Genomic DNA, 13,170 nt, shown 5'->3' with positions numbered 1-13,170 from the left:
AAGTCCGTGAGGGTGGAAGGCAGGTCAGCGTTTAGCTTTACCCGCTAGCATCAGGGCGAATAGCTCTGCCTGAAAGCGAGCATCATCCAATGCGTTATGGTTCGGCTCGCTGAGTGGCTTCAGCGCAGCGGTCATTTTAGATGATTTTGTTTCCTGCCAGCTGCAACCTACAGCGCCCATAAAGTAGGCCTTCATGTCGATAGCGGTAAAACCAAAGGGGTTGGTTTCCAAGTATTTATGAAAGTAGTAGTTGACGAATGACCAGTCAAACGGTGCATTGAGTCCTACGAAAATGACCTTTTGCCCCGTTTTGCAGGACGACTTCAGCCACTTATCAAATGTCAGCATCGCCTGTTGCGGAGCGAGGCCATCGCGCTCCAGCTTCTCCAAACTCAGCCCCGATACTGCCAGCGCTTCGGGGTCGTGTTTCGGACTGTCAGGTCGTAGTTCAAGATAGATGGACGTTTCAGGTTGGGCTACAAGACAAGCTCCAATGGAAAGCAGACTGTATTCGCCTGGTATAGGTCCAGAAGTCTCGACGTCGACCGAAACATAAAGCTCATCAGGGTTCATGTCATATCCTTTCGTGTAGTTGCTAGATCACGCTCAAGCTCTTAACCATTTGTTGGTGGTAAAGCGGCGAAGCCATTGACCAATTTTGCTTTTATCCGGCGTTCGAGCAGCGGCAGTGCATGCCTCCTGGGAATTGCACGTTCCTTTGGTCAGCTTTGCGCCCGAGCATAATGATGTGTGTCATTCTCTAATGGCGGATGAGGGCCGGACGATCATGAGCGAGCGTTGGATAGTCAAGTGCCAGAATACTGAGGACGGTACTGGCGACATCATCATTGATCTGCCTCAAGAGTTGCTTGACCAAATGGGGTTAGGTGTTGGGGACGACCTGGAACTAACGGTAGCGAATGACACGTTGGTGCTGACGCCCGTGCACAACGCAACATCAGTGCGGCCCATGTTTGCTGGCGTCCTGCGTCATGATGTTTATCATGCTTACCGCATGCGTCTGGATGCGCTTCTTCATATCTCTGTCAATGCTTCGGATCTGGACATTCACGACATGATAGTAGCTGGCTTCTCGGTCAGCCTGATCAAAATGCTTTGTGATGATGGAACCCTAAGCGAAGAAGAACGCGACAGAATCATTCAACCCAAAACGCTGAAAACAAAACTGTCAGCCAACCAGCGCTTAACGCTGCATGAGAGCGATCGCCTGTTCCGGTTCGCACACATTACCGCCATGGCTGAGGTGATTTTCGGTGACAAAGGGAAGGCCAAACAATGGCTTTCCAAACCCAAAGCCCGTTTTTTGGGAGAAAGCCCATTGGCGATGGTCACTACAACCTTTGGCACACATTTAGTCGAAGAAATGCTGACTCAAGTGTCGGAGGGCATGTCATTTTAATCCAGCCGCAGCCGAGTAGAATCAACCCAAGCGAGTACGCGATCGCAGTTGGCATTATTAAGGCGGCGCGCTCCGTTAACTCGGGTGCCCACGGAATTGCTGAATATTTTTCTAACCTATCTTCAGATGGAGCGCTGATTCACCCGTTTCGACAGCTCTTCAGCCGACTCTTTGCGTTCCGAGTAACGGTCTACCAGGTAATCCTGACGGTCACGCAATAGCAGGGTGAACTTCATCAGTTCCTCCATCACGTCGACCAGGCGATCGTAGTAGGACGAAGGCTTCATACGTCCATTCTCGTCAAACTCGGTAAACGCTTTGGGCACTGAAGACTGATTGGGGATCGTCACCATGCGCATCCAGCGACCCAGTACCCGCAACTGATTCACCACGTTGAAAGACTGAGAGCCGCCGCAAACCTGCATGACGGCCAGGGTTTTACCTTGGGTCGGACGTACCGCGCCCATCGCCAATGGCACCCAGTCGATCTGAGCTTTAAAGACGGCGCTCATCGATCCATGACGCTCTGGGGAACACCACACCTGTCCTTCAGACCACTGCATTAGCTCGCGGAGTTCCACGACTTTGGGGTGGGTATCCGGAGCATCATCAGGCAGTGGTAATCCTGACGGGTTGAAGATTCGTGTTTCCGCACCGAAGTGCTCCAACAACCGCGCGGCTTCTTGGGTTACCAACCGGCTGAACGAACGCTCGCGGGTCGACCCGTAAATCAGAAGGATGCGCGGTTTATGCGTGGACGGCTCACGAGGAGTGAGTCGCTCCATGCTTGGGATGTCGATGAGATCTGCTTCGATGTTTGGAAAATGGTCTTTCATAGTGACTCCTGGCTCCAGCCACACATGGCCTACAACGTGCCGATGCGGGCTAGCTCAGTTTTAAGGTCTTCTGTGCTCAACGTAGCAATAGGCAACGAAATGAAGGCGTTTACCCGCTCCTGAATTTTGCTCAGGGTTTGCTGGAATGCCGCCTCGATTTGCGCTTCAGATCCCGTAGCTTCGGAAGGATCTGCCAGCCCCCAATGAGCCTTGAGCGCCGGGCCGAAGAAGATCGGGCAGGCTTCGCCGGCAGCCCGATCGCAGACCGTGATCACGATGTCTGGTGGCGATCCTTCAAAGGCATCGGATGCTTTACTGCTAAGGCCGTCAGTAGGGATACCTGCTGCTTTGAGCGTTTGAATCGCTCGCGTGTTTACGCGGCCACTTGGGAAGCTTCCGGAACTGACGGCTTCCATTCCTTCAGGAGCAAGGTGGTTGAACACCGCCTCGGACAAGATGCTCCGGCAGCTGTTGTGGGTGCACATGAATAGGACTTTCATCGTGATCTCCTGGAATCAAAAGCTGACGCGCAAAGCCAAGGCGCTCAGGGTGGCAATGAGGATTGGAAGCGTGAGCACCACACCGGTCTTGAAGTAGTAACCCCAACTGATGGTTATGTCTTTTTTAGCCAGCACGTGCAGCCAGAGCAGTGTGGCCAGGCTGCCGATAGGTGTGATTTTCGGACCAAGATCGCAGCCAATGATGTTCGCGTAGACCATGGCCTGATGAACTACGCCAGTCGCTTCCGTTGCATGGATCGAGAGCGCGCCGATGAGCACTGTTGGCATGTTGTTCATGATCGAAGAAAGCACGGCGGTCAGGAGTCCTGTACCCAGCGATGCCCCCAAAATGCCATATCCAGCGAATACGTTGAGCAATTGAGCAATGTGGTCAGTCAGTCCGGCGTTCTTCAAGCCATACACCACCAGGTACATGCCCAGCGAGAAGATCACAACTTGCCACGGGGCGCCCTTGAGCACCTTGCTGGTGTTGATGGCGTGACCTTTGGCGGCGATGACGTAGAGCACCAATGCGCAGGCGGCGGCGATAGCACTGATGGGGATACCCAGTGGCTCGACAACGAAAAAGCCGACCAGCAACGCGAGCAGCACCCACCATCCAGCCACGAAGGTTGCACGATCCCGGATCGCATCTTCAGGGGTATGCAGTTGTGCCAGGTCATAAGTCTTGGGCAAGTCTTTGCGGAAGAACCACAAGAGCATCCCCAGCGTTGCAGCGATGCTGACCAGGTTGACCGGCACCATAATTGCGGCGTACTCGCTGAAGCCAATGTTGAAGTAATCGGCCGAGACGATATTCACCAGGTTGGAGACCACCAGCGGCAGACTTGCGGTGTCGGCAATGAATCCTGCGGCCATCACAAATGCCAGAGTTGCTGCGGGGGAAAAGCGCAGGGCCAGCAACATGGCGATCACGATGGGAGTAAGGATTAGCGCTGCACCGTCATTGGCGAACAGCGCTGACACTGCGGCTCCCAACAAGATGATGAAGGCAAATAACTTGCGGCTGCTGCCACCTCCCCAGCGAGCGACATGCAACGCAGCCCACTCGAAGAAACCAGCCTCGTCGAGCAGCAGGCTGATGATGATCACAGCGATGAACGTCGCCGTGGCGTTCCACACGATATTCCATACCACCGGGATGTCGCCGAGACTGACCACCCCGCTCAGCAACGCGAGCATGGCACCCAATGAGGCACTCCAGCCAACACCCAGCCCTTTGGGCTGCCAGATGACCAGAACGATGGTGACGATGAAAATAAGTAGCGCGATTAGCATGCGAGCGGCTCGTTTCGAAAGGTTGGATCAGCCGCACACGGTCTGATTGACTGGACGATCGTTCATTCCACAGAGCCGCTTGGTTTCTGTGTCCAGCCACTGCTGGTTGGCATCAACGACACCCTTAAGCACTTCGGTGACCCAGGTCGGCAGTTCGGGATGGAGTCGGTAGTAAACCCATTGGCCTTGGCGCCGATCCGCCAGTAACCCGGAGGATCTCAGCAGTGCGAGATGTCGAGATATTTTTGGTTGGCTCTGCTTAAGAGCGGCGGTCAGTTCGCATACACAGAGTTCTCCCTCGCGGGCGATGAGTAGCGTTATTTTGGTTCGAGTGTCATCTGCCAGGCTTTTGAACAAAACGGTAGGAGTAATTGGCTCGTTCATGAGGCCTCCAGGTGTATGGTTTTCACCAATACAAATAATTTGATCCGTACGTGGATATCGTGAAGTGCATGCTTCTTCCGCGTACGGAAAATGAATATACGACAATTCGGATATACGGTAAATTGAATATATATAGAAGATCCGGCGTAATCCTGTCCAAGTCAGAGCGAGCTGCTTTGGTGCGTTGGCTCTGAAACGTCTTCGGCCAATAGTCGATGAAAACTTGAGGGAGAGAAGCTACTGCCTATCAATTCAGCAGCATTTGCTTGGCAGAAAGTCGTCACGGCTAACGGCACTATTCTTGGCGAAGGTTCTCGGTGGCAAAGACGTCGTCGTAGATATCCCGCAGCCTGGTCTCCACGAGCAGAAACTCCCAATTCAGTGAACGGTGCTCTCTGCGGTACGTGGATGCGGTGAGCCCGTTTGAGGGAAAGCGCACGGTTCTATCGCGACATTCTGAAGGGCCGAGCCTTGCATGGGTCAGCCCTTCAAACACAATTCTTTACAGGGGCAGCAAGGAAAGAAATGAATTACAACGTGAGGGTTGCCACACCCGCTGATGCCTCCGCCATCCAGGCTATCTACGCGCCAATGGTTTTGGACACGGTCATCTCGTTCGAGCTGATACCACCGACTGTTGATGAGATGGCCGCACGAATAGCCGCAACACTGCCGACGCATCCCTATCTGGTGGCCGAGGTGGAAGGCAAGGTCGTTGGATACGCTTATGCAAGCCAGCATCGAGCGAGGGAAGCCTATCGTTGGTCGGTGGATGTCACCGTGTATGTCGACCCGGTTGTGCACCGAAACGGGGTAGGTCGTGCGCTTTATCAGCAGCTTTTACCACTTCTAGAGAAACAGGGGTTTCATGCCGCCTATGCCGGTATTGCCTTACCCAACGCGGGAAGCATAGGCATCCATGAAGCGCTCGGCTTCACCCACATTGGCACATACCCTGAGGTTGGGTTCAAGCACGGCCAGTGGCATAGCGTGGGTTATTGGCGTAAACCGCTTTGTGCTGCGATTCCGCCTATAGAAATCATCCAGTTCAGTGAGGTGGAGGGATTGTAAACGTGCAGACTGTGAGGTGAGGTTGCTGCTATTCGTCGGCATTGGAACCAAGCGACTCACTGGAAGCTATGCTGATGGATGATTCTCGTTCGAGTCGGTGTTTTGATCGACTGGAGGAACGAATGAATTTGGCTGGGTTTATTTCACTTCTCTCCGCAGGTGAGGAAATAGGCGGGTGCCAACTCGCGCCCTCAGATGCTGTGGCACTCGCCCATCTGCATTTTCCTTCACGTGCCTATTGTCTTGTTGCTGAATGGGCAATATTAGATCTCGACGTTACAACCCTTCAGCGGAAAGCGATCACCGATAGAGAGCTAATCCCTGCTCTGGTTTACGCTTTAACTGTTATCAAAGACAGCAAAGGCCGCTTCCAACTTGGTGATTGGGTCAGGACAACGCTCGGGGTTTCGTTCACCCACGCTTGCTTATTTGAGACGAAAAATACGGTTTATGTGCTTATGGGAACCGGACGTAGGTTGCGCACAGATATAGACATCGCATTGAGCTTGTGCTGAAGATCGCATCTTATGCGCTCCGTCTTCATGACTGCTGCCTCTAAATGTTCGTGTCAAACTATGATGTGAGCAGCCGGGCACTATATTTGAAGCTCAGCCCATCTGTGTCAATCTATGTTGCTGTAGCCTTCACCCAAAATCATCCTACAGACCCCGGTTTACGGGAGGGGTTGTGTCAAACTATGTTGTTGGTAACCAATGACCATCAGTCCTGTAATCCCGGTGTTTGAGTGTCCACGTGATATCGCCTTGAAGGGGTCGTCTTAGAAAACGGAAAATAAAGCACGTTAAGCTGGCTGCAGCGGCCGTAGCGGCCTGAACTTGCCCGCGCCGATCTTGGCGTTGCTGCGCCAGAGGTAATCGCCAGTCAGGTTGATGTGCTCCCAACCCAGCGGCGACAGATACTGCAATAGAGAGTCATCAACGGGCTTGCCGTGTCCACGCAGGGCATTCGCGGCCCGTTCCAGATAAACCGTGTTCCACAGCACGATGGCTGCCGTCACCAGGTTGAGGCCACTGGCCCGGTAGCGCTGCTGCTCGAAGCTGCGGTCGCGGATTTCGCCCAGCCGGTTGAAGAACACGGCGCGGGCCAGCGCGTTGCGGGCTTCGCCCTTGTTCAGCCCAGCGTGCACGCGACGGCGCAGCTCCACGCTTTGCAACCAATCCAGGATGAACAGCGTGCGCTCGATACGCCCCAGCTCGCGCAGGGCCACGGCCAGGCCGTTCTGGCGCGGATAGCTGCCGAGCTTGCGCAGCATCAGCGAAGCCGTCACGGTGCCCTGCTTGATCGACGTGGCCAGCCGTAGAATTTCATCCCAATGGGCGCGAATAGCCTTGATGTTCAGTCTGTCGCTGCTAATCATCGGCTTGAGCGCGTCGTAGACAGTGTCGCCCTTGGGGATGAACAGCTTGGTGTCGCCCAGGTCGCGGATGCGCGGCGCAAAGCGGAAGCCCAGCAGGTGCATCAGGCCAAATACATGATCGGTGAATCCTGCCGTATCGGTGTAGTGCTCCTCGATGCGCAGGTCGGACTCGTGGTACAGCAAGCCGTCGAGCACATAGGTCGAGTCGCGCACGCCGACATTGACCACTTTGGTGTGGAATGGCGCGTACTGGTCGGAGATGTGGGTGTAGAAAGTCCGCCCAGGACTGCTGCCGTATTTCGGGTTGATGTGGCCAGTGCTCTCGGCCTTGCTGCCGGTTCGGAAATTCTGGCCGTCCGACGATGACGTGGTGCCGTCGCCCCAGTGCTCGGCGAAGGGATGCCGGAACTGCGCGTTGACCAGTTCGGCCAGCGCCGTCGAATAGGTTTCGTCGCGGGTATGCCAGGCTTGGAGCCAGGCGAGCTTGGCGTAGGTCGTTCCGGGGCAGGACTCCGCCATCTTGGTCAGGCCCAGGTTGATCGCGTCGGCCAGGATCGTGGTCAGCAGCAGGTTCTTGTCCTTGGCCAGGTCGCCCGATTTCAGGTGCGCGAAGTGCCGGGTGAAGCCTGTCCATTCGTCTACCTCCAGCAGCAGTTCGGTGATCTTGACGTGCGGCAGGATCATTGCTGTCTGGTCGATCAGCGCCTGCGCGGTGTCGGGCACCGCCGCATCGAGCGGCGTGATCTTCAGGCCCGACTCCGTGATGATGGCGTCCGGCAGCTCGTTGGCCAGCGCCATGCGGTTGACGGTGGCGAGCTGCGTTTCCAGCAGCGTCAGCCGGTCATGCAGGTACTGGTCGCAATCGGTGGCCACGGCCAGCGGCAATTCGCTGGCCTGCTTGAGGCTGGCGAATTTCGCGGGCGGCACCAAATAGTCCTCGAAGTCCTTGAACTGGCGCGAGCCTTGTACCCAAATGTCGCCGGAACGCAGCGCGTTCTTCATCTCCGACAGGGCACACAGTTCGTAGTAACGCCGGTCAATGCCGGTGTCGGTCATGACCAGTTTCTGCCAGCGCGGCTTGATGAAGTCGGTCGGCGCGTCCGCAGGCACCTTGCGGGCATTGTCGCTGTTCATGCCGCGCAGTACCTCGATGGCGTCGAGCACGTCCTTGGCGGCGGGCGCGGCCCGCAGCTTGAGCACGTCGAGGAATTCCGGCGCGTAGCGGCGCAGCGTGGCGTAGCTCTCGCCGATGCGGTGCAGGAAATCGAAATCCTCGGGCTGTGCGAGTTTCTGCGCCTCGGTGACGCTCTCGGCAAAGGCATCCCAGGACATGACGGCCTCGATGGCAGCGAACGGATCGCGGCCAGCTTGCTTGGCCTCGATCAGCGCCTGGCCGATGCGGCCGAACAGCCGCACCTTGGCGTTGATCGCCTTGCCGGACGCCTGGAACTGCTGCTGATGCTTGTTCTTGGCGGCGTTGAACAGCTTGCCCAGGATGCGGTCGTGCAGGTCAATGATTTCGTCGGTGACGGTGGCCATACCCTCGATGGCAAGCGCGACCAGGGTCGCGTAGCGGCGCGGCGCCTCGAACTTGGCCAGGTCGGCGGGCGTCATCTGGCCGCCCTCGCGGGCAATCTTGAGCAGCCGGTTCTGGTGAACCGACCGCTCGATGCCGGAAGGCAGGTCGAGCGCCTGCCACGCCTTGAGGCGTTCGATGTGTTCCAGCATGTGCCGCGAGTTCGGTTTGACGGGCGACTGGCGCAGCCAGGCCAGCCAGGTCGTTTTGCCGTTGTCCCGGCGCTTGAGCAGATCGTCGAGGCGGCGGCGATGCGCGTCCGATAGCGGTTCGGCCAGGGCATCGTAGATGCGCCGGTTGGCGCGGGTAATCGCTTCGGCGGTCGCTCGTTCGACGGCGTTGATGGCAGGCAGAATGACCGACTGCCGCCGCAGATGATCGACCAAGGCGCTGGCCAGCACGACGCCCTTGTCGGTTTGCATGGCCAGCTCGGTCAGCCACTGGACGGCCTGCCGGTAGTGGCTCATCGTGAAGGGCTGGAAGCCGAACACCGTTTGCAGTTCGACCAGGTGCTCGCGCCGGGTCTGTTCCCGCTGGCCATACTCGCCCCAGCGTTCGACGCCAACCTTGAGCTGGTCAGCGACCAGTTTCAGCAAAGGCGGAAACGGCGGCTCATCGACGCCAAGGATGACACCGGGAAAGCGCAGGTAGCAGAGCTGCACGGCGAAGCCCAGGCGGTTGGCCGGGCCGCGCCGCTGCCGAATGATGGACAGGTCGGTGTCGCTAAACGTGTACTGACGAATCAGTTCTTCCTTGGTATCTGGCAATGCCAGCAGGCTGTCACGCTCGGCAATGGACAGGATAGAACGGCGTGGCATGACAAGGCTTCCCTGAGTGCTTTTGATCACCTGATCCGAGCGTAAGGCCTGCAACTAATAACCCATGAGCAATCATGGGTTATTTTTGGCTGAGTGCTGCTACCGAAAGCCCGGACGCGACGAAGGTCAGTCCGGCGCCGACATTCAGGCCGTTGACAACTTTTGGCTTGCGCTGCAGCCAGGTCGACAGGCGCGTTGCAAAAATTCCCATGAGCGCAAAGCCCAGGGCGGTCAACGCGGCGAACCAGGTGCCGTAGACCAGCATCTGCACAGTGACCGAGCCCAATGATGGGTTGACGAACTGTGGAATGAACGCAAGCACAAACAGTCCCGGCTTAGGGTTAAGCGCCGCAGACAGGAAGCCGGTGAGGAAGATGCTTTTGAGCGATTGCCGTGCCGCCGGTTTGAAGTTGATCAGGCTGCGCGAACGCAAGACCTTGATACCCAGCCACACCAGGTAGCTGGCGCCGATCACTTTTACGACCCAGAAGGCCACGGCGGATGTCTGCATCAATAGGGTCAGGCCCAACGAGGCGGTGGCTACGTGAAACAGAATCCCGGTGCCCGACGCAACCCCCGAAATGGCCGCCGCCATGCGCCCCTGGCTCAGGCCCCTGGCGATGGCCAGCAGGTTGTCCGGCCCGGGGGAAAGCACCAGCAACAGGCAGGCGGCGGTATAGGTCAGCCAGATGTCCAGAGGGAACATAACGAGATTCCTTTCGTCAACGGTTCAAGGCAGCCATCGTGTTCCAACTGGAGGTCCAAGATCAAGATTAATCCAGATGCCTATGCGCTAGCGCTTTAGAACGCGGTCTTCACTTGCAGGCCCAGCATCAGTGCATGGTCGATTCCCAGCCCGGAAAGCGCCCCCAGCTTGATGATGTATCGGGGCAAAGGGGCAGCCAGGAGATGGTCTGGTAGCCGTAACGCAACGCTGTTGATGCTGGTCGCCAGGGCGTTGCCGGCAAGCCGGCTCCTACAGGTCAGTGGGTGCTTTCAGTGGTTCGCACCTGAATAACACGCTTTGGCTGGCACGCAGTTGCTCGACACAATTGAACGGCTGCAAGCCCTGGATGCCTCGCTTGAGGTCACGTACCCGACGGGCGATGTAAAAGCTGCGGTCAACGGGCAAGGTAGCCAAGTCCTCGACCCGGCGTGCCTGCCCCTGCGTATAGAACTCCCCCGAGTACGAGCGCCGGCCCCAGTAAAAGAGGGTTCCGGGACGCTCTGCCTGCAACTGCTGCCAGGCCCTGGCGAGCTCACGTTGGTTATTCGGCCGGTCAAAGGCGCGGCCGTCGATGGCAGCGATCAGCAGCCATACCGGCAGCAGCAGCGCGAGGATCAACCCAATGATGGTTTTGCCGGTTTGCCAGGGCACAGCCTTGAGTGCGCCAGCCAGCAGCAGGCTCCAGGCCGGCAGCGATGGCAGCAGGTAAGTCCACAGGATATTGCCGGAGAACGTGAAAAATACCGGCGTAGCCAGGGCCCACAGGGCGATAAAACCATAGTAGCGACCCGACAGGGCCGAGCGGCGCAGGGCGAAGTACACCGCTGGCAACAGCAGCGTCCAGGGAAAAAGCGCGAGCATCAGGTCCATCCAGATGGCGCCCGTGGGCCGGGCATGGGCGCTGCCGTACAAGTCTCCGGCCCATTTGCTGACCACATAACGCTTCCAGTGCTCGCCGATCAGGAAGTAATCGAGAAACCCCGGCGTGCGCTGTTCAGCAATCACGTACCAAGGCACGGCAATCACCAGCATCAACGCAAGGCCCAGCAGCCAGGGCAAGTGCAAAAAGGCACGCCATTGTCGGTAGTAAAGCGTCCAGATCACAGCTGGAGCCCCCACCAGCACCAGCACCAACGGCCCCTTTGCCAGCAACCCGAGGCCCAGGCCGGCAAATCCTGCCAGTGCCCAACGGCGGTCGCCCCGTGTCATGCCGCACCAGAAGCCATAGCTGGCCAGCAGTACCGAGAAACTCAATGCCGGGTCGGTCAACACCACACCTGCTGACAACAGGCCGAGGGTTGAGCTGGAAAAGATAATTGCCGCCAATACCGCCGTTTTTTCATCGGCCTGCTCACGGGCAAACCGGATGATGATCAGGCAACTGGCGACATGCAGCAGCCACGCCGGAAAGCGAATGGCGAATTCATTGATACCCAGCAACTTCATGCCCAGCGCCTGGGTCCAGAACGACAGTGGCGGCTTGCCCCAAAAAGGTACGTCCAGCTCGAACAGCGGGGTTACCCAGTTGCCGAGTACCAGCATCTTGCGGGCCATTTCCGCGTAGCGGGCTTCCGAGGTGTCCATCAGCGGGTACAGCCCCAGGCTTGCCAGGCGCAGGGCCAAAATGGCGATCAATACCAGCCATAGCGTACGGGTCGTTATCATCAGTGGTTTTCTTGTTCGCGAGGGTGTATCGGGCAGGGGTGCTCCGGCCGTTCAGGGGCTTCGCCGAGCAGGTTGTCGAGTAGATAGATGGGACGCTGCCTGACTTCGCTCAACGTTGCCCCGAGGTATTCGCCGATCATTGCTATGCCCACGGTAATGAACGCAGCAATGCCCATGATCACGTGATGGGCATTGGCGGTGTTTACGCTCATCTGCTGGATGATGAGCACCATGGTGGCGATGAAAATCATCAGGCTGAGCAGGCTGAACCAGCGCAACGGCTTGCGCGACAGCGCCAATACGCCTTCGATACCGAGGTCGATCAGCGCCAGCGGCCCCCATTTGCTGAGACCGGCGCTACGCGGCTCACGGTCATAGGGCAACTCGATGGTATTGAACCCCAGCCAACTGATCAGGCCCTTCATGAAACGCGTCCGTTCCGGCATACCGCGCAGCGCTGCCAGGGGCGCCGGGCCAATCAGGCGGAAGTCGCTGACGTCTGCGGGAACATCAAACTTGTCGGCCAAAAAGTTCATCAGTTTGTAATAGAGGTGGGCACTGATACGTTTGCTTGAGGTATCAGACAGGCGACTGCGGCGCTGCATATTGACGATATCGCTACCGGTCAACCAATGATGAACCATGAGTGGAATAAGTTCGGGCGGGTCTTGCAAGTCGGCATCAATAAATAACAACGCATCCCCGACCGCATAATCAATACCGGCGACCATGGCGGCTTCCTTGCCAAAGTTACGGCTCAGGTTCAAACAACGAACGCCAGGCGTCTGGCAATAACCATCCAGTAGCGCCAGTGTTTCATCGCGGCTGCCGTCGTTGACATACACTACTTCGTAGCGAATGCTGAGTGTCTTAAGTACAGCCATTAGCCGCTTATGAAAAAAAGGCAGTACCTTGGCTTCGTTATAACAACAGACAATCACACTGAGCATCGGACGTGGGGAGCGCTCAGCTCTTGATCGATTCATGGCGAAAGCTCCAGTACTGGTTGATTTGGTAAGTGATCAACGTCAGGGCACAGGTGGTGATCACCTGCATCAGCCATAGGCGCTGGGGCCAGTGCTCCAGCAGGGTCGCCATCAGGGCCAGGTTTGTACCGTTGTAGACCAAGGCCGTGATGCTGAAGCGCAGCCATTGATAAGTGTCGGATGGGCGAGCCTTTGTAAACGTCCAGCGCTTGTTGCCCTGATAACTAACAACAGTCCCGACTATTGCTCCCAGTAACGTCGCAATGAGTGCGGGCAGAACCAGAGACAATAACAAAAGTGTTATGTAATGAGCGCCAGTGGCAAATATTCCAACGATCAGATAGTAAGGCAAGGTTGTAGAGGGTGGCGATATCATTGAGAGAACTGCATGTGTTCAAGAGGCTGTATGGTGTTGACTTTAACTACTCATGGGAGCCGGCGTGTGAAAAAAATGTTTAAGAGCGTCGATATTACCAAATTGTAATTTTGGTGTTGGGTAGTTGTAAGGGC

At 56.9% G+C, this 13,170-nt stretch carries 13 protein-coding genes; 3 read left to right on the top strand and 10 right to left on the bottom strand.

Going from position 1 to position 13,170, the window contains the following annotated elements:
• Positions 1-24 precede the first annotated feature (24 nt).
• Entirely contained in the window at positions 25-573 is a 549-nt protein-coding gene (locus DYL59_RS16185) for a 3'-5' exonuclease (RefSeq protein WP_099456562.1), read from the bottom strand.
• Between the two features lie 214 nt (positions 574-787).
• Here DYL59_RS16185 and DYL59_RS16180 point away from each other — a divergent pair, with 214 nt between their 5' ends.
• Complete coding sequence (locus tag DYL59_RS16180) at positions 788-1,420, top strand: antitoxin Xre/MbcA/ParS toxin-binding domain-containing protein (protein ID WP_235654486.1); 633 nt, start codon at positions 788-790, stop codon at positions 1,418-1,420.
• Positions 1,421-1,542: 122 nt separating this feature from the next.
• On the opposite strand, the gene arsH is transcribed toward DYL59_RS16180, so the two are convergent.
• Genes arsH through DYL59_RS16160 form a run of 4 tightly spaced genes read right to left on the bottom strand, consistent with a single transcriptional unit; the run spans position 1,543 to position 4,439 of the window.
• A complete protein-coding gene (arsH, locus tag DYL59_RS16175; RefSeq protein ID WP_099456560.1) occupies positions 1,543-2,256 on the bottom strand; it encodes an arsenical resistance protein ArsH in 714 nt (237 codons plus the stop codon).
• Between the two features lie 29 nt (positions 2,257-2,285).
• Positions 2,286-2,756 (bottom strand): arsenate reductase ArsC, encoded by a 471-nt coding sequence (locus DYL59_RS16170; protein ID WP_099456559.1) that lies wholly within the window; start codon positions 2,754-2,756, stop codon positions 2,286-2,288.
• A gap of 15 nt (positions 2,757-2,771) precedes the next feature.
• Positions 2,772-4,055: an arsenic transporter gene (locus DYL59_RS16165; protein ID WP_099456558.1), complete on the bottom strand. Its 1,284-nt coding sequence runs from the start codon at positions 4,053-4,055 to the stop codon at positions 2,772-2,774.
• Between the two features lie 27 nt (positions 4,056-4,082).
• The gene (locus tag DYL59_RS16160; RefSeq protein ID WP_099456557.1) at positions 4,083-4,439 is read right to left on the bottom strand and encodes a metalloregulator ArsR/SmtB family transcription factor; all 357 of its coding nucleotides are present in this window, start codon (positions 4,437-4,439) and stop codon (positions 4,083-4,085) included.
• Positions 4,440-4,964: 525 nt separating this feature from the next.
• Between DYL59_RS16160 and DYL59_RS16145 the strand changes: the two genes are divergently transcribed.
• Together DYL59_RS16145 and DYL59_RS16140 are read left to right on the top strand one after the other, a co-directional pair.
• The gene (locus tag DYL59_RS16145; protein WP_099456556.1) at positions 4,965-5,510 is read left to right on the top strand and encodes an arsinothricin resistance N-acetyltransferase ArsN1 family B; all 546 of its coding nucleotides are present in this window, start codon (positions 4,965-4,967) and stop codon (positions 5,508-5,510) included.
• Between the two features lie 74 nt (positions 5,511-5,584).
• Positions 5,585-6,025, top strand: a complete 441-nt coding sequence (locus DYL59_RS16140) for a DUF6957 family protein (protein ID WP_135290085.1) — start codon at positions 5,585-5,587, stop codon at positions 6,023-6,025.
• Positions 6,026-6,312: 287 nt separating this feature from the next.
• Here the strand turns inward: DYL59_RS16140 and DYL59_RS16135 are convergent, their stop codons facing one another.
• The 5 genes from DYL59_RS16135 to DYL59_RS16115 all read right to left on the bottom strand — a co-directional run bounded on the left by DYL59_RS16135 (position 6,313) and on the right by DYL59_RS16115 (position 13,036).
• Entirely contained in the window at positions 6,313-9,282 is a 2,970-nt protein-coding gene (locus tag DYL59_RS16135; protein WP_019334889.1) for a Tn3 family transposase, read from the bottom strand.
• Positions 9,283-9,361: 79 nt separating this feature from the next.
• Complete coding sequence (locus DYL59_RS16130; RefSeq protein ID WP_019334890.1) at positions 9,362-9,988, bottom strand: LysE family translocator; 627 nt, start codon at positions 9,986-9,988, stop codon at positions 9,362-9,364.
• A 270-nt stretch (positions 9,989-10,258) separates the two neighbouring features.
• Entirely contained in the window at positions 10,259-11,674 is a 1,416-nt protein-coding gene (locus DYL59_RS16125; RefSeq protein WP_019334892.1) for an ArnT family glycosyltransferase, read from the bottom strand.
• The gene (locus DYL59_RS16120) at positions 11,674-12,624 is read right to left on the bottom strand and encodes a glycosyltransferase family 2 protein (protein WP_019334893.1); all 951 of its coding nucleotides are present in this window, start codon (positions 12,622-12,624) and stop codon (positions 11,674-11,676) included. Before DYL59_RS16120 ends, DYL59_RS16125 begins: the two co-directional genes overlap by 1 nt.
• Before the next feature lie 16 nt (positions 12,625-12,640).
• Positions 12,641-13,036, bottom strand: a complete 396-nt coding sequence (locus tag DYL59_RS16115; protein ID WP_080034397.1) for a GtrA family protein — start codon at positions 13,034-13,036, stop codon at positions 12,641-12,643.
• Between the last annotated feature and the right edge of the window lie 134 nt (positions 13,037-13,170).

Source organism: Pseudomonas kairouanensis (assembly GCF_004682055.1).
GTDB classification, from domain to species: domain Bacteria; phylum Pseudomonadota; class Gammaproteobacteria; order Pseudomonadales; family Pseudomonadaceae; genus Aquipseudomonas; species Aquipseudomonas kairouanensis.
The sequence above is the reverse complement of the archived record's forward strand: the minus strand, read 5'-3'. Positions and strand labels throughout refer to the sequence as shown.

What these genes read in the sequence shown, in the direction of transcription:
- DYL59_RS16140 (WP_135290085.1), top strand. Translation starts at nt 5,585, where the DNA reads ATGGATGATTCTCGTTCGAGTCGGTGTTTTGATCGACTGGAGGAACGA.
- DYL59_RS16165 (WP_099456558.1), bottom strand. Translation starts at nt 4,055, where the DNA reads ATGCTAATCGCGCTACTTATTTTCATCGTCACCATCGTTCTGGTCATC.
- DYL59_RS16130 (WP_019334890.1), bottom strand. Translation starts at nt 9,988, where the DNA reads ATGTTCCCTCTGGACATCTGGCTGACCTATACCGCCGCCTGCCTGTTG.
- DYL59_RS16115 (WP_080034397.1), bottom strand. Translation starts at nt 13,036, where the DNA reads ATGATATCGCCACCCTCTACAACCTTGCCTTACTATCTGATCGTTGGA.
- arsH (WP_099456560.1), bottom strand. Translation starts at nt 2,256, where the DNA reads ATGAAAGACCATTTTCCAAACATCGAAGCAGATCTCATCGACATCCCA.
- DYL59_RS16180 (WP_235654486.1), top strand. Translation starts at nt 788, where the DNA reads ATGAGCGAGCGTTGGATAGTCAAGTGCCAGAATACTGAGGACGGTACT.
- DYL59_RS16170 (WP_099456559.1), bottom strand. Translation starts at nt 2,756, where the DNA reads ATGAAAGTCCTATTCATGTGCACCCACAACAGCTGCCGGAGCATCTTG.
- DYL59_RS16125 (WP_019334892.1), bottom strand. Translation starts at nt 11,674, where the DNA reads ATGATAACGACCCGTACGCTATGGCTGGTATTGATCGCCATTTTGGCC.
- DYL59_RS16145 (WP_099456556.1), top strand. Translation starts at nt 4,965, where the DNA reads ATGAATTACAACGTGAGGGTTGCCACACCCGCTGATGCCTCCGCCATC.
- DYL59_RS16135 (WP_019334889.1), bottom strand. Translation starts at nt 9,282, where the DNA reads ATGCCACGCCGTTCTATCCTGTCCATTGCCGAGCGTGACAGCCTGCTG.
- DYL59_RS16185 (WP_099456562.1), bottom strand. Translation starts at nt 573, where the DNA reads ATGAACCCTGATGAGCTTTATGTTTCGGTCGACGTCGAGACTTCTGGA.
- DYL59_RS16120 (WP_019334893.1), bottom strand. Translation starts at nt 12,624, where the DNA reads ATGCTCAGTGTGATTGTCTGTTGTTATAACGAAGCCAAGGTACTGCCT.
- DYL59_RS16160 (WP_099456557.1), bottom strand. Translation starts at nt 4,439, where the DNA reads ATGAACGAGCCAATTACTCCTACCGTTTTGTTCAAAAGCCTGGCAGAT.